The 14,535-nt window shown below is 72.0% G+C and carries 15 protein-coding genes; 7 read left to right on the plus strand and 8 right to left on the minus strand.

What is annotated here, in order from left to right; all coding sequences use genetic code 11:
- Window position 1 precedes the first annotated feature (1 nt).
- From AC3CF1_RS10105 to AC3CF1_RS10120, 4 genes are all read right to left on the minus strand, one after another.
- Window positions 2-886, minus strand: a complete 885-nt coding sequence (locus AC3CF1_RS10105) for an acyl-CoA thioesterase (protein ID WP_488450228.1) — start codon at window positions 884-886, stop codon at window positions 2-4.
- Window positions 883-2,331 (minus strand): pyruvate kinase, encoded by a 1,449-nt coding sequence (gene pyk, locus AC3CF1_RS10110; RefSeq protein ID WP_088949305.1) that lies wholly within the window; start codon window positions 2,329-2,331, stop codon window positions 883-885. Before pyk ends, AC3CF1_RS10105 begins: the two co-directional genes overlap by 4 nt.
- Window positions 2,332-2,536: 205 nt before the next feature.
- Window positions 2,537-3,913 (minus strand): FAD-binding oxidoreductase, encoded by a 1,377-nt coding sequence (locus AC3CF1_RS10115; RefSeq protein WP_488450231.1) that lies wholly within the window; start codon window positions 3,911-3,913, stop codon window positions 2,537-2,539.
- Between the two features lie 134 nt (window positions 3,914-4,047).
- Window positions 4,048-4,413 (minus strand): YciI family protein, encoded by a 366-nt coding sequence (locus tag AC3CF1_RS10120; RefSeq protein ID WP_088949307.1) that lies wholly within the window; start codon window positions 4,411-4,413, stop codon window positions 4,048-4,050.
- Between the two features lie 276 nt (window positions 4,414-4,689).
- On the opposite strand from AC3CF1_RS10120, the gene AC3CF1_RS10125 reads away from it, so the two are divergent.
- On the plus strand, window positions 4,690-5,562 hold the full coding sequence (locus AC3CF1_RS10125) for an aldo/keto reductase (RefSeq protein WP_088949308.1): 873 nt from the start codon (window positions 4,690-4,692) through the stop codon (window positions 5,560-5,562).
- A gap of 135 nt (window positions 5,563-5,697) precedes the next feature.
- On the opposite strand, the gene AC3CF1_RS10130 is transcribed toward AC3CF1_RS10125, so the two are convergent.
- The gene (locus AC3CF1_RS10130) at window positions 5,698-6,492 is read right to left on the minus strand and encodes an esterase/lipase family protein (RefSeq protein ID WP_355162542.1); all 795 of its coding nucleotides are present in this window, start codon (window positions 6,490-6,492) and stop codon (window positions 5,698-5,700) included.
- Between the two features lie 231 nt (window positions 6,493-6,723).
- On the opposite strand from AC3CF1_RS10130, the gene AC3CF1_RS10135 reads away from it, so the two are divergent.
- A complete protein-coding gene (locus AC3CF1_RS10135) occupies window positions 6,724-8,082 on the plus strand; it encodes a pentapeptide repeat-containing protein (protein ID WP_355162540.1) in 1,359 nt (452 codons plus the stop codon).
- Between the two features lie 18 nt (window positions 8,083-8,100).
- On the opposite strand, the gene AC3CF1_RS10140 is transcribed toward AC3CF1_RS10135, so the two are convergent.
- Window positions 8,101-8,676, minus strand: coding sequence for a TetR/AcrR family transcriptional regulator (locus tag AC3CF1_RS10140; RefSeq protein WP_354983053.1), 576 nt, complete (start codon window positions 8,674-8,676; stop codon window positions 8,101-8,103).
- 215 nt (window positions 8,677-8,891) lie between these two features.
- Between AC3CF1_RS10140 and AC3CF1_RS10145 the strand changes: the two genes are divergently transcribed.
- The 4 genes from AC3CF1_RS10145 (at window position 8,892) to AC3CF1_RS10160 (ending at window position 12,523) form a co-directional block, all read left to right on the plus strand.
- Window positions 8,892-10,358, plus strand: coding sequence for an MFS transporter (locus tag AC3CF1_RS10145; RefSeq protein ID WP_488450235.1), 1,467 nt, complete (start codon window positions 8,892-8,894; stop codon window positions 10,356-10,358).
- A gap of 105 nt (window positions 10,359-10,463) precedes the next feature.
- On the plus strand, window positions 10,464-11,450 hold the full coding sequence (locus AC3CF1_RS10150) for an SEC-C domain-containing protein (RefSeq protein WP_488450237.1): 987 nt from the start codon (window positions 10,464-10,466) through the stop codon (window positions 11,448-11,450).
- A 129-nt stretch (window positions 11,451-11,579) separates the two neighbouring features.
- Window positions 11,580-12,047, plus strand: a complete 468-nt coding sequence (locus AC3CF1_RS10155) for a nitroreductase family deazaflavin-dependent oxidoreductase (RefSeq protein WP_488450239.1) — start codon at window positions 11,580-11,582, stop codon at window positions 12,045-12,047.
- A gap of 68 nt (window positions 12,048-12,115) precedes the next feature.
- The gene (locus AC3CF1_RS10160; protein ID WP_488450240.1) at window positions 12,116-12,523 is read left to right on the plus strand and encodes a hypothetical protein; all 408 of its coding nucleotides are present in this window, start codon (window positions 12,116-12,118) and stop codon (window positions 12,521-12,523) included.
- A gap of 26 nt (window positions 12,524-12,549) precedes the next feature.
- On the opposite strand, the gene AC3CF1_RS10165 is transcribed toward AC3CF1_RS10160, so the two are convergent.
- Window positions 12,550-12,813, minus strand: coding sequence for a DUF6244 family protein (locus tag AC3CF1_RS10165; RefSeq protein WP_088949318.1), 264 nt, complete (start codon window positions 12,811-12,813; stop codon window positions 12,550-12,552).
- A 210-nt stretch (window positions 12,814-13,023) separates the two neighbouring features.
- Between AC3CF1_RS10165 and AC3CF1_RS10170 the strand changes: the two genes are divergently transcribed.
- Entirely contained in the window at window positions 13,024-13,581 is a 558-nt protein-coding gene (locus AC3CF1_RS10170) for a hypothetical protein (RefSeq protein ID WP_488450242.1), read from the plus strand.
- Window positions 13,582-13,624: 43 nt separating this feature from the next.
- Here AC3CF1_RS10170 and AC3CF1_RS10175 read toward each other — a convergent pair whose 3' ends face one another.
- Complete coding sequence (locus AC3CF1_RS10175; RefSeq protein WP_488450243.1) at window positions 13,625-14,533, minus strand: hypothetical protein; 909 nt, start codon at window positions 14,531-14,533, stop codon at window positions 13,625-13,627.
- Window positions 14,534-14,535: the final 2 nt, after the last annotated feature.

Consider the following 14,535-nt stretch of genomic DNA (forward strand, 5'->3'; position numbering starts at 1 on the left):
GTCAGGCGCCGACGCGGCGGAGCAGGCCCTCCTGGACGGCGCTGGCGATCTGCTTGCCGTCAGTGGTGAACATCCGGCCGGTGGCCAGCCCACGCGCGCCGGACGCCGACGGGCTCAGGCAGTCGTAGAGGAACCACTCGTCGGCCCGGAACGGCCGGTGGAACCACAGCGCGTGGTCCAGGCTGGCGCCGACCAGCCCGCCCGGCCCCCACACCTCACCGTGCGCGGAGAGCACCGAGTCGAGCAGGGTGAGGTCCGAGGCGTAGGTGAGCGCGCAGGCGTGCAGCAGCGGATCGTCCGGCAGTTTGCCGTCGATGCGCATCCAGACTCGCTGGTGCGGGTCGGCGGGCCGGTCACCGGGACGGACCCAGCCGGGCTCACCCACGTAGCGCACGTCGATCGGACGCGGGATCTGGCCCCAGATGCCCAGCCGCTCCGGGTAGCGGGAGAGCCGGTCGGTCATCGTCGGCACGTCCTGCGGCATGGGAACGTCCAGCGGGGCGATGACCTGGTGGTCCAGACCCTCCTCGGCCCGCTGGAACGACGCCGACATGAAGAAGATCGGCTTGTCGTGCTGGAGGGCGACCGCGCGGCGAACCGAGAAGGACCGGCCGTCGCGGATGTTCTCCACCTGATACTCGATCGGCTCGACCGGGTCGCCGGGGCGGACGAAGTATCCGTGCAGCGAGTGCACGAAGCGCTCCGGGTCGACAGTGCGGCCGGCGGCGACCAGTGCCTGACCTGCGACCTGGCCGCCGTACACCCGTTGTGGGCCGACCGGAGGGCTCATCCCCCGGAAGGTCATGTCCCCGGTCGGGTCGAGGTCCAGCACTTCCAGGAGCTGGTCCACCGCGGCCTGGCCGACCGCGACCCGACCGTCGCTCACTGCAGCGCCCGCGCCGACGCGGCGTCGACCAGCGACCCGAGCTGGTGTACGCGCAGCGTGTTGGTCGAGCCGGGGGTGCCGGGCGGGCTACCGGCCACGATCACCACGTAGTCACCCGGGTTGGCCCGGTTGAGGCCCAGCAGCGCCTGGTCGACCTGACGGAACATGTCATCAGTGTGCTGCACGAACGGCATCAGGAAGGTCTCCACGCCCCAGGAGAGGGCGAGTTGGTCGCGCACCTCGGGCACCGGGGTGAAGGCCAGCAGCGGCAGGTCGCAGTGCAGGCGGGACAGCCGTCGGACGGTGTCGCCGGTCTGCGAGAAGGCGACGAGCGCCTTGGCGTTGATGGCCCGGGCGATCGACGAGGCGGCGACGGTGAGCGCGCCGCCGTGGGTACGCGGGTCGTGCTGCAACCGGGGCACGCCGATCGAGCCGGACTCCGTGGTCGTCACGATCTTGGCCATGGTGCTGACGGTCAGCACCGGGTACTTGCCGACGCTGGTCTCGCCGGAGAGCATCACCGCGTCCGCGCCGTCGAGCACCGCGTTGGCGACGTCGGAGGCCTCCGCCCGGGTGGGGCGGGAATTCTCGATCATGGAGTCGAGCATCTGGGTGGCCACGATGACGGGCTTGGCGTTCTCCCGGCACAGCTGCACGGCGCGCTTCTGCACCAGGGGCACCTGGTCCAGTGGCATCTCGACACCGAGGTCACCGCGGGCGACCATGACACCGTCGAAGGCCAGCACGATGGCCTCCAGGTGCTCCACCGCCTCCGGCTTCTCGACCTTGGCCAGGACCGGGCGGAACACGCCCTCCTCGGCCATGATGCCGTGCACGAGCTTGATGTCCTCGGCCGAGCGGACGAAGGACAGCGCGACCAGGTCGACACCGAGGCCCAGGGAGAAGCGAAGGTCCTCGGCGTCCTTGTCCGACATGGCGGGCACGCTGACAGCCACGTTGGGCAGCGAGACGCCCTTGTTGTTGGAGACCGGGCCGCCCTCGGTGACCAGGCAGCGGATGTCGTTGCCGGTGACGTCGGTGACCTCGACGGCGACGCGACCGTCGTCGATCAGCAGCCGGTCGCCGGGCTTCACCTCGTGCGGCAGCTTCTGGTAGGTGCAGGAGACCCGCTCCTTGGTGCCGATGATGTCGTCACCGGTGATCACGACCGAGTCGCCGGTGCGCCACTCGTGCGGGCCGTCGGCGAACTTGCCGAGCCGGATCTTGGGGCCCTGGAGGTCGGCGAGAACGGCCACCGGCTTACCTGCCGCCTCGGACGCCTCCCGGACCAGTCGATAGACCGCCTCGTGGTCGGCGTGGCTGCCGTGACTGAAGTTGAGCCTCGCCACGTTCATGCCGGCCTCGACAAGACCCCGGATGCGCTCCGGGGACGAGGTGGCGGGACCCAGAGTGCAGACGATCTTTACGCGGCGTGTCACGCCCATCAGGCTAGTCTCTCCTTCAGGTCGGACTCGGGGCCGACCCATTGCAGGCAGCGGAACATGTGTCCAACGACGCGCGGTGCGCATCGGGCCGGCGGGTGGAACCGCACCGGGAACGTTGTGGCGACGGGCAACGGCGACCGCGCGCCGGGAATCGTACGCCTCCGGTGGCGTGCGCTGTCGGGGTGCTCCCGGCGGCAGCCCACCATCAGCGCCGCGACCGGGGCAGGGTGGGCACCGCGGTGAGCAGCTCACGCGGGTCGTAGCGGTGCTTGGCCCGGCGCAGCCGCGGCCAGTTCGCGCCGTAGGCGAGCCGGACCCGCTCGGTCTCCTCGGGGGCGAGCAGGTTGGGATAGCCACCGGGCAGGGCGTGCGGTGCGAGCGCCGCCGAGGTGTGCTCGGCCCACTCCCGGTGTGGCCTGGCCCGGTCGCCGGGTGCCCAGACCGCGATGATCTCGGTCAGCAGGTGGTCGGTGCGCAGGCCGAACGCCGTGTCGGCGAGACGGACCCGGGTGGCCGCGCCGTGGAAGTGGTGCACGGCCAGCGCGGAGAACGGGGAGCTGACCTGCCGGGCCGCGTCGACGAGCACGTCCACCGTGCTGTCGGTGAGCGCGGGCAGCCAGCGGGTACGCAGCAGGTAGTGGTTGCCGTCGACCATCCCGCCGTCGAACATCCGCAGCGCGTCCGCGTACGGCATCGGGGCGATCTGGTCGACCAGCGGGGTGCCCAGCGCGCGCAGCCGATCCATCCACGGCAGCCCGGCGTCCAGGTCCGGGCCGCTGTAGAACGGGCAGACGAAGACGACCGGTTCGCCGGCCGGGCCGGGCAGGAAGCCGGTCATCACGGTCAGCTCGTCCGGTGCGTCGGCGATGAGCGCGCCGTAGCCGCGCAGCACGGCCGGCGCCTCCGCCAGAGCGAACATGATCATGCCGGCCAGCACGCCGGGCAGCCGGTGCGCGCGGAAACGCAGCTCGGTGACCACGCCGACGTTCCCACCGCCGCCGCGCAGCGCCCAGTACAGCTCGGCGTCGTGTCGAGGGTCGGCGGTGACCCGGCGGCCGTCGGCGAGGACCACCTCCGCGCCGAGCAGGCTGTCCAGCGTCAGCCCGAACCGGCCGCACAGCGGGCCGTAGCCGCCGGCCAGACCCAGCCCGGCCATGCCCACGTCGCCAACGGTGCCGGTGGGCACCACCAGGTCGTACGGGCGGGCGGCGGCCAGCAGACCGGCGGCCGTGACGCCGCCGCCGATGGTGACCGTGGCCGCGTCCACATCGATGTCGACAGCGCGCAGACCGGTCAGGTCGAGCACCACACCGCCGTCGCGCAACGCCCGGCCGGCCCAGTCGTGCCCTCCGGAGCGGACCGACAGCGGCAGGTGGCACTGGGCGGCGACGCGGACCGCGTCGGCCACCTCGTCGGCGTCCAGGCACTGGGCCACCAGGAGCGGCGTGCGCTGAACCGCACCGTTCCAGAGCGTCGTGGTGGTGACGTACGCCGGATCGCCCGGCTCGTGCAGCCGGTCGCCGAGCAGGGCGCGCAGCCGGGTGGTGGCCGTCGCGACATCGGGGGTGGCGGCGGAGATCATGGCGACTCCTCGACCGGGGCCTACCCAAGGCTTTCCGGGTACGCCCCGGCGGCGGCCCTCGCTGGGCGCGACCGTAACACCGGCAGGCCGCCGAGCGCCGTCGCCATCACGACAGCCGTCGATTGGCCGGGTGGTCAGCTTTCCGTCTTCACCAGCGGAAACTCCAGGGATCCGGCCGGGCAGAGGAAGGTCAGCACGTCCACCCGGTAGAGCCCGGCCTGCACCGCCGGGTCGGCCTCCAGCACGCTGCGGACGTCGTCGACGCTGCCGGTGCGGGCCAGACCGAAGCCGATCGGCGGTTCCGGCTCGCGGGCCGGCCCGTCCACCGAACCGGCGACCAGGATGATGCCGCTTCGCTGTAGCGCCTGCATGTGCTCGGCGTGCTCGGCCTGCAACCGCTGCACGGTCTCGGCGGGCAGGACCCGTCCGGCCGCGCCGGGATAGATCACGATGCACTCGTACGTGTCGAGCGCGAAGTTGACCTGCGGCACTCCCGCCATGGGTGCTCCCTCTGCCGTCGCGCCGGAAGGCACCGGCTCCGGCCAGCGTCGCACGGACGCCCCGGTCGTACCGGCTGCTTCCGGGCAATGCCCGGGGCGGACTCCAGGCGACCGCCCGCCGCGGCTCGCGAGCGACCGCCCGACGGCTTGCGGGTGAGGTGTCCACGCACACAGTCGACCGACGAGCGGAATACCGGCCGGCTGCCGGGGGATGATCTATCTGGTGGCGGGTGGGCCTTTCCACGCCCCCACGACACGACGATTGGGGATCGGCCAATGGCGACCAACATCAGTGAGCAGCCCGCGAAGGCGTCCGGCACCTACCGCATCGGTGGCGACGTCACCGTCAACCGGCTCGGCTACGGGGCGATGCAGATCACCGGCCCGGGTGTCTGGGGAGACCCGAAGGACCCGGCCGAGGCGGTCCGGGTGCTGCGCCGCGCGGTCGAGATGGGCGTGACGTTCATCGACACCGCCGACTCGTACGGCCCGTTCGTCTCGGAGTTGCTGATCCGGGAGGCCCTGCACCCGTACGCCGATGACCTGGTCATCGCGACCAAGGCCGGGTTGAGCCGCTCCGGCCCCGGCGACTGGCGTGCGCTGGGCCGCCCGGAGTACCTGCGCCAGCAGTGTGAGCTGAGCCTGCGGCACCTCGGCCTGGACAGCATCCCGCTGTACCAGCTGCACCGGATCGACCCGAAGGTGCCGCTCGCGGACCAGTTGGGTGAGCTGGCGCTGCTGCGCGAGGAGGGCAAGATCCAGCACATCGGTCTGTCCGAGGTGAGCGTCGCGCAGATCGAGGAGTCCCGGGCGATCACCACGATCGCGTCGGTGCAGAACCTGTACAACCTCGCGAACCGCAGCGCCGAGGACGTGCTGGAGTACTGCGAGCGCAACGACCTCGCGTTCATCCCGTGGTTCCCGATCGCGACCGGTGAACTGGCCCGCCCGGGCGGCCCGCTGGACGCCATCTCCACCGCGCACGGCGCGTCGCCCGCGCAGCTCGCGCTGGCCTGGCTGCTGCGCCGCTCGCCGGTGATGCTGCCGATCCCCGGTACGTCCTCGGTGGCGCACCTGGAGGAGAACGTGGGCGCTGCCGACGTGCGGCTCACCGACGACGAGTTCGAGGCGCTCGCCAAGGCGAGCTGACCCACCGGTGCGGACGCCGTCGGTGTCAGTCGGCGGCGTCCGCGCCATCCCGTTTCGGCGTACCGTCGCCGACCCGACACTCACCGTCGCGCGCCCGTGGGGGTGCTCCCGTCGGGACCACCCCCGTGGACCGTGTCAGAGCGCGAGGCAGTTGGGTCGCACCGGGCCGTCGACCAGGGCGCCACGCACGATGGTGTACGCCGTGCCGTCGAGCACCAGGCCGAGGTGCCCCACCACCCGCAGCGGGCAGTACGTCTGGATCAGCACGTTGGTCGCACCATCGTTGACCACGGCGTTCCCGGTCGGCCGGACCAGCTCGTCCTGAAGCGTTCGGATGGTGGTGTAGCGGACCGCGCCGGGGGTGTCGTCGCCGGCGTTGAGGTCGGCGAGGAAGGCCGAGCCGATGGTCATCTGCTGGCAGGCCACGACGCCGGCGCAGCTGCCCAGCCCGAGGAACGCCACGATGTTGGCGACGTAGGTGCCGTACTGCGGTGTGCCGAGGCTGACGTAGCGCCCGATGGTGGCGGTGCCGCCGAGCCGCTTGAGGTAGTAGCGGCTGACCAGGCCGCCTTCGGAGTGGGCCACGACGTCCACCGTCGCGGCACCGGTGCTGGCGCGCACCTGGTCGACGTAGGTGGCGAACGCGCGGGCGGACGTGGGGATGTCGCCGAGGCCCAGCCCGGGCAACTGGTAGATGAAGGTGCGGTAGCCGTCGGCGCGCAGCCGGGCGGCCATCGGCTCGTACGCGACGGCGATGCCGCTGAGCCCGCCGACCACGATCACCGGGTTGGCCGCGGCGGCGGCGGCGAAGGCTTCGGGGGTGACGGGAGCCGGGGTGGGATCGGCGGGGGCGGCGGTCGCCGTGCCGGCGGACGCGAACAGGGCGGCGGCGACGAGGGACACGACGAGGGCGGTCTTTCGGAGCAGCATGGCTGCACCTCCGGGGGGAGGCACCCGGCGTACCGGGCAGGTGGGTGGGGGTGTCCGGTCGACCGTGCGACGATCATCCCCGCAACAATTCAGAAACGTCAATGACTTGTTACGCGCCGGTAACCCGTTGTCCCGGCGAGGGCGCAAACGCGCAAATCGCGGCGCTCCACATCGGACCGCCGGCACGGCGCGCGCACCCCGGGTCGGGTCGGCGGATGGCATGCTGTGGCCGTGGCCGCCGACGAACCCACCGAGCGCCAACTACGCGTGATGCCCTGGTGGCTGGTCCTGGTCGGCCTGCTGCTCGCCGCCGCCCTGGGCTGGCTGGTGCTGGACCTGCTGCTCACCGAGGCCGACCGGGCCAGCCAGCCGGACACCCGCGCCACGCTGCGCATCGACGCGATCCGCACGGGCCTGACCGTGGTCGCCGGCACCGGCGGAGGGCTCGCCCTGCTCCTGGCCGCTCGCCGCCAGTGGATCACCGAACGCGCGCAGCGGCACCAGGAGAGCGTCGCCGCCCGGGACCAGGCTCACCGTGACCGCGTGCAGGCGCACGCCGAGTCGGTGGCCGAGGCCGCGCAACGCCAGCAGGACCGGCAGTCCACCGCCGCCGAGCACGACGCCGCCGAACGTCGACTGACCGAGCTCTACACCCGGGCCGTCGAGCTGCTCGGCAACGACAGCGCGGCGGTACGCCTCGGCGGGCTGCACGCGCTGGAACGCCTCGGTCAGGACCACCCGGGGCAGCGCCCGACGATCGGGGCGGTGCTCTGCGCGTACCTGCGGATGCCGGCACCCGACGACGAGCCGCGCGAGACGGAGGTCCGGCGCACCGCGCAGCGTGTGCTGACCCGCCACCTGCGGGCGGACGACGCGGCCCACTGGCCGGAGGTGGCGCTGGACCTGACCGGTGCCACGCTGGTCGACTTCGACGCCACGGGCTGCACGCTGGTCGACGCGAACTTCACGGCGACGGCGTTCACCGGCACGACCACCTTCGCGGGCGCGACGGTGCGGGGGCGTCTCCAGCTCGGGGCGGCGACCTTCGGCGACGTGGTCTTCGAGGGCGTCGCGGCCGACGGTGAGGTCCTGCTGGACGGCGTCCGCGTCAGCGGTCAGGCCACCTTCGACGGGGCCACGTTCAGCGACGGCCTGTCCTGTCGACGGTCCACCTTCGCCGGTCACACCTCGTTTCGCCAGGTGACCTTCGGGCAGCCGACCAGCTTCGACGCGACCCGCTTCGAGGACTCCACCACGTTCCGGCAGGCCGTCTTCGAGGGCGCCCTGTCGATGGAGCACACCGAGTTCGGCCGGTCGGCCAACTTCCACGCTGCCCGTTTCACGAACATGGCGCTGTTCCGCTGGACGGTGTTCGGGGCGGAGGCGTTGTTCGACCAGGCCCGCTTCACCGACGCCGCGAACTTCGGCCGGGCCCGGTTTCACAGCATGGCCAGCTTCCGCGACACGCAGTTCAGCCGGCCACCGCAGGTCGATCAGGCCCGGGCGGTGGTCGATCCCGGTCACCGCTGGCCGGCGGGCGCGGTGGTCCAACAGCTCGATGACGAGTGGCTGTTGCTGGTCGACTGTTGACCGGTCGGCGGGCGAGCGTCAGCGGGTGGAGGCGCGCAGCCCGTCCAGGGCCACGCCGAGCACCCGGTCGCGCTGCTCGGGTGACGGGAACTGGGCCATGGTGAGGCCGCTGATCAGCCGCACCACGTCGTCGAACCCGATGTCGTCACGGACCACGCCGGCGGCCTGGCCGCGACGCATCAGCGGCTCGCCGGCGGAGTAGATCTCCGTCCGGCAGCTCCGGAAGATCTCCGAGTCCTGCAGCAGATGCTCGGCGAGCGCCCGCTTGGTGGCTACGTACGCGACGAAGCGGTGCAACCAGGCGACGAGCGCGTCCCACGGTGGCAGCTCGGCCAGGTCCTCGGCGGAGCGGCTCAGCGCCCGGACCTCCTCGACGTACACGGCCTCGAAGAGGTGCCGCCGGCTGGGGAAGTTGCGGTAGAGCGTGCCGATGCCCACCCCGGCCCGCCGGGCCACGTCCTCCAGGGAGGCGGCGGCGCCGTTCTCGGCGAACGCGTCGCGCGCAGCGGCGACCAGAGCGTCGTAGTTACGCCGTGCGTCGGCCCGCTTCGGGCGTTGCGCGAACACCTCGGGCACCTGCCCCGCGCTGGTCATGACGTGCGTCACCTCGTCCTGGTTGCAACCGGAGGCAACCCTCCGCTAGCTTAGTGGAGGCACCCCTCCGGAATCCCGGAGGCCTGCCTCCGCTTAGCTTACCTCGGGACCCGCCCGATCTGCCTGGCCACCCGATCGCCCGGACCCGACAGCCAGCCCGCCACAGACGACGGGTGACAAACCTCCTTCCGTACCTTTATCAGGAGTCTTCTCTCGTGGCAGTGACCTCCCGACGCAGCTCGCGTCGGCTCACCTTCACCGTGCTCGCCGCCGGTGCCGGGTTCTTCGCGATGCTCCAGTCGCTGATCACCCCGGTGCTGCCGACCATCCAGCACGATCTGCACACCTCCCAGAACACCGTGACGTGGGTCCTGACCGCCTACCTGCTCTCCGCGTCGATCTTCACGCCGATCCTCGGACGGGTCGGCGACATGGTCGGCAAGGAGCGGATGCTGGTCGTCGCGCTCGCCGCGCTCGCCCTCGGCTGCCTGCTGGCCGCAATCGCGCCGAACATCGGCGTCCTCATCATCGCCCGGGTCGTGCAGGGCATCGGCGGAGCGGTCTTCCCCCTGTCGTTCGGCATCATCCGCGACGAGTTCCCCGCCGCGCGGGTCTCCACGGCCGTGGCCGCCATCTCGGCGATCGTCGCCGTCGGCGGTGGCCTGGGCATCGTGCTGGCCGGCCCGATCGTCAGCACGCTCGACTACCGCTGGCTGTTCTGGATCCCGATGGTCGTGGTCGGGCTGACCGCCGTGGCCGCCCACCTCTTCGTCCCCGAGTCCCCGGTCCGCACACCCGGTCGCATCGACTGGCGAGCGACACTGCTGCTCTCCGGCTGGCTGGTCGCGTTGCTGCTGCCGATCAGCCAGGGCGCGGCGTGGGGCTGGACCAGCCCCCGGGTGCTCGGCCTGCTGGCTCTCGCCGTGGTGCTGCTGGTCGGCTGGCTGGTCGCCGAGGTGCGGTCGCCCAACCCGCTGATCGACATGCGGATGATGCGCCTGCCCGGCGTCTGGACCACCAACCTGGTCGCCCTGCTCTACGGCGCGTCGATGTTCTCCGTGTACGCCTTCCTCCCCCAGTTCCTGCAGACCCCGACCGCCGCCGGTTACGGCTTCGGCGCGAGCATCAGCCAGGCTGGTCTGCTCATGCTGCCGATGGTCAGCGCGATGTTCGTCGCCGGCATCGTCGCCGGCCGGCTCCAGGCCGTCTTCAGCGCCAAGGCGCAGCTCGCCACCGGTGCCACGTTCAACGTGGCCGCCTCCGCGATGCTCGCCGTCGCGCACGACACCCGCTGGGAGGTCGCCATCGCCGGTGGCCTGGTCGGCCTCGGCATCGGCCTGGCCTTCGCGTCGATGGCCAACCTGATCGTCGCCAGCGTGCCCGCCAGCCAGACCGGCGTGGCCACCGGCATGAACGCCAACATCCGCACCATCGGAGGCGCGATCGGCGCCGCCGTGGTCAGCGGTGTGATCACCGCGAACCCGCAGGCCAACGGCCTGCCCCGGGAGGCCGGCTTCACGATGGGGTTTCTGGTCCTCACGGCCATCGCGCTGGCCGCCGCGCTCGCGGCCCTCGCCGTCCCGTCCGCCCGGCGGAAGGCGGCCGGTCCCCGGCCGTCCGCCACGACGATCGTCGAGTCCGAGCTAGCCGGCGAGTTCGCCACCATGCCCGCGACCCGCTGAGGCAACGTGTCGGAGCCCGGGCGGTTCGCCGCCCGGGCTCCACCATGTCCGGGAGTACGCTGGCCGCTTCCCCGTCCACCACTCGCCGTTCTTCAGGATGCCCACATGCCCGAGTTGCTGACCACCGACCGCATCGAGGAGATCGGCTCCCTGGGTCCGGAGAGCCCGGACCCGGCCGCGCTGGTCGCCGAGCTGGTGGGCGCCGTCGACGAGGGGCGGGTCGCCGACCCCGACGACACCGCGTACGCCCTGCTGGTCGCCGCGGACATCCTGGAGCAGGCGGGTGACCTGGCCGACGCGCTCGCGCTGGCCACCCGCGCCATCGCCGAACAGCCCGACGAGGACGCGTACGCCCGCTCGGTGCGCGGTGGTCTGCTGCTGCGCCTCGGCCGCTCCGACGAGGGCATGGCCGAGCTGACCGCCCTGCGCCCGCTGCTGGAGACCAACCCCAACGCCACGTACCTGGTCGACGAGCTGGCCGAAGCCGGCCAACCCGAGCTGGCGCTGGAATGGCTGACCGGGGCGCTCGACGCGATCCTGGAACGGACCCGCAACCAGCAGCACGAATCCGAGGACGCCCAGGACGAGGCCGCGGCCATGATCTACGGCCTGACCCAGCGGCGGCACGACCTGCGCGAGGAGATGGGCCTCCCGCACGATGAGTACGACAACCTCGCCGACCGGCTGCGCGCCGCGAGCGACCACGCGCTCGACGCACTGGACGAGGGCCCCGCGACGCTGCTGTTCTGGCCGCAGGCGGAGTTCGACGCGCTGCTGCTGCGCTGGCCCGCCCTCGCCGACAGCTACCCCGCGAGCTGGGACGAGCACCGCGCCCAGACCGAACGCGCCCTCGTCGACGCCTCCGGGCTGGGCGGCGCCGACCTGGGCGTGGTCGTCGGTTCCGTCGCCGGGTTGTCGGCCTTCGCCGAACGCGAGGGCAGCAACCCCACCGACGAGGAAACCCAGGACGAGTACGCCGACTCGCTCACCGGCCCCGACCTCAGGGCCTGGCCGCCCGGGCGCAACGACGCCTGCTGGTGCGGGTCCGGGGCGAAGTACAAGAAGTGCTGCCTGCCGCGCTCGCGCGGATGACCCCCTCGGTCCTGGCCCCACGCAACTGGTGGCCATGTCCCGTGAAAGCCTGATGCCGGTGAGTCCTCTTGATGACTCAGCGGCCTGCCCTCCCCCCCAGCGGACAGGCCCGATGAAGGAGGCGAAGCGATGACCGCGCAGGAGCAGCACGAGACGATCGAGGACAGCCCGGTCGGCTGGGTGGCCAAGCACATCCAGCGGTACGTCGAGACCGACGGCGCCGACGGCGGCACCTACCACGGCGTACCGTCGCTGCTGCTCACCACCCGCGGACGCCGCACGGGCGCCCTGCGCCGCACCGCGCTGATGTACGGCCGCGACGGTGACAACCACCTGCTGGTGGCGTCCAACGGGGGCGCGGACAGGCACCCCGCCTGGTACCTGAACCTGAGCGCCGACCCGGCGGTGGAGATCCAGGTCGGCGCGGAGCGCATCGCCGGTCGGGCCCGCACGGCGACGGGCGAGGAGCGGGCCCGGCTGTGGCCGGTGATGACGAAGGTCTTCCCGACGTACGAGCGCTACCAGAAGGGCACCGACCGCGAGATCCCCCTCGTCGTCATCGAACGCGCACCTCGGAAAGAATCAACAGGCAATTGATCTCCGTGAATGCCGCAGAGGGCTAGGGTGACCGTAGGTAAGCACCCACTCCGGCAAGGAGAACCGTCGTGCGCCGCATCATCGCCACCATCGCACTACTCGGGATGTCACTCTTCGTGATGCTGGCGCCGACGCCGGCAAGCGCGGCGAGCGACGTTGAGGTCACGTCCGCGACCCTGGTCGCGCAAGGCGTCGCCCTGGACGTGTCCCTCACCCTGACCTGCCAGGCCGGCCTGTCCGGCGGCACTGAGCTGATCATCCGACAGCGGTCGGGCAACAGGGTCGCGTACGCGTCCGGCTGGGGCCCCGCCTACTGCACCGGCGAGCCGCAGATCGTCACCGGGCGGGCGTGGGTGGAGGGTGGCGGCCTCATCCTCAAGCCGGGCCTGGCACTGATCAGCGGAGGCTTCGAACTGTGCGGCGAAGCAGGCTGTGCCTACCCGCGGTTCGAGCAGACATTCCGCCTAACACGCTGAACCGGTCGTGCTCCCCCCACCCGTGATCAGTTTCCCAGCGCTCGGACCTTGGCGATCGTCTCCTGGACGTGCTGCTTGGCCGGGTCGCCGCCCTGGGACGCCTGGGCCAGCGCCTGACGGTACGCATCGATCATGCCGACCAGTGGGCCGGCTGCCACGCCTTCCAGCGCACCGGCCACAAGTGCCCGCGCCTCGGCTGCGTCCTGGGCTGCCGCTGCGGTCTTGGCCTTCGCCTCGTCCAGCTTCTGCGACGCCGCCGCCAGCCTCGCGATGATCTGTGCTGCGCTCACGCGCGCCTCCCCCGTGGTCGACCATCGCCTCCACCACCGCACCGGCGGAGACCACATGGGAGCGTACGAGATCGACGCACTCAGCGCGACCGACCAGCGGTAGACGCGGCACGGACCGCCTTTGCGGGACAGTGCCGGGGCGGGGAGCGCCATAGACTCTGCTGCCGGCAGGCAAGTGAACGGTCCGTGCCGCTGGAGGAGTGACGCGACGTGGCATCTCAAGGGAACCCCGCCGCCGCTACCGGCCGTCGTCGCCGGACCAGGGCCGTCGCGCTGTCGGGCGGGCTCGCGGCAGTTCTGGCCCTCTTGCTCGTCGCTGCCCACTCCACCGGTGACAGGTGGGGCATCCTCAACAGTTCCCGGTCGTCTTCCTCGACACCGCCCGCGTCCACGGCGACCTCGGAATCTGGGGCACAACTCGCCCGGGCCTGCATCGCGCAGACCAAGGGCGAGGAAGCCGTGGCGTACTTCCACCGGGACATCCCCGCCGACCGGTGGGGCGACCCGGTCCGCGGCACCGCCTCGGCGAGCAGCGAGCCGTTCGTGCTGTGGCTCTTCGACGAAGATTGCGAGCCACACAAGGCGCTCGACGTGCCACCGCGGACCAGTCGTACGTTCAAGGCGCAGGTGGGTCAGGTCTGGTCCTACACGGAGGCGTCAGCTGGCCAACCGGCCGACGGCCGCACCTGTCGCGTCTTTGGCCTCTCGAACAGCGGCACCGAGCAGAGATTCAGCGACAGCGGGCTCCTCACCTACCACGCGGAGTAGGCCGGCGACCTCAAGGTCGAGCCGGGTGGGATCGCGGCGGGGATCAGCGCAGGCCGCGGACCAGCAGCAGGTAGGCGCAGTAGGCCATCGGCACCAGCAGGAAACAGATCAGGAACCCGAGCGGCAGATAACGCGGCGGGGTGCCGGTGACCATCGCGGGCCGCCCCCACCTGCCCAGCACCAGGTACCCACCGAAGAACGCCACCGCCGGCAGCCCCGCGCAGATCCACGCTCCGAGCGTGAACCCGTCGACCATGCCGACGCCGGACGCCAGCACCAGGGCCAGCACGAGCACCCCGGCGGCAGCGCCGCACGCGGCGTAGACAGCGACCGCCCGCGCCAGCGGCGACCACGTCGGCAGGAGCGCCGGCCGCTGGGCCAGCAGCTCCGCCTGCTGTCCGTGCCGGTCGGCCTCGTCGGCCATCCGCCGGGCCAACTCCAGCTCCACCGCCGGGTCGACCGCCGCCGCGCGTTGCGCCGGCACCCCGACGCCCGCCGGGCTCACCGCAGTCGGCAGCGCCAGCCGCGCCTCCCCCGCCGGCAGCTGGGGGTACGCCCCGACCCCCGCCGGCCCCGGCACGCCGGCTGCGCCGTCGGATCCCCCGTCCCCGGTTCCGGGTGGGGTGGAAGGGCCGGACCCGGCAGCGGACGAAAGGCCGGATCCGGCAGCAGTGACCGGATCAGCGCGGAACCCGGAGCCGGACGGTGGGCCCGGCCAGCCGGCGGCTTCGGCCGGACCCCCCGGGGCAGAGCCGGCGGGTGGCTGGTCGACTCGGATCGATCGGCCGAGCTGGTCGAGGCGGTGCCCCTGTGCGGTCAGCCTCTGTTGGAGGTAGTCGACGGCGGCGTGCAGGTCACGGCGACGTGCGGATTCGGTGGCGGCGTGCTGCTCACCGGCCCGGCGCTGCTCGGCGAGTTGTCGGGCCAGCGCCGCGTACTCCTCGAAGGACACTG

The sequence above is a fragment of the Micromonospora sp. MGP-C2 genome (assembly GCF_057766525.1).

Excerpts from the sequence above, each read along its gene's own strand:
- pyk (WP_088949305.1), bottom strand. The coding sequence starts at position 2,331 with ATGGGCGTGACACGCCGCGTAAAGATCGTCTGCACTCTGGGTCCCGCC.
- AC3CF1_RS10115 (WP_488450231.1), bottom strand. The coding sequence starts at position 3,913 with ATGATCTCCGCCGCCACCCCCGATGTCGCGACGGCCACCACCCGGCTG.
- AC3CF1_RS10120 (WP_088949307.1), bottom strand. The coding sequence starts at position 4,413 with ATGGCGGGAGTGCCGCAGGTCAACTTCGCGCTCGACACGTACGAGTGC.
- AC3CF1_RS10125 (WP_088949308.1), top strand. The coding sequence starts at position 4,690 with ATGGCGACCAACATCAGTGAGCAGCCCGCGAAGGCGTCCGGCACCTAC.
- AC3CF1_RS10130 (WP_355162542.1), bottom strand. The coding sequence starts at position 6,492 with ATGCTGCTCCGAAAGACCGCCCTCGTCGTGTCCCTCGTCGCCGCCGCC.
- AC3CF1_RS10140 (WP_354983053.1), bottom strand. The coding sequence starts at position 8,676 with ATGACCAGCGCGGGGCAGGTGCCCGAGGTGTTCGCGCAACGCCCGAAG.
- AC3CF1_RS10150 (WP_488450237.1), top strand. The coding sequence starts at position 10,464 with ATGCCCGAGTTGCTGACCACCGACCGCATCGAGGAGATCGGCTCCCTG.
- AC3CF1_RS10155 (WP_488450239.1), top strand. The coding sequence starts at position 11,580 with ATGACCGCGCAGGAGCAGCACGAGACGATCGAGGACAGCCCGGTCGGC.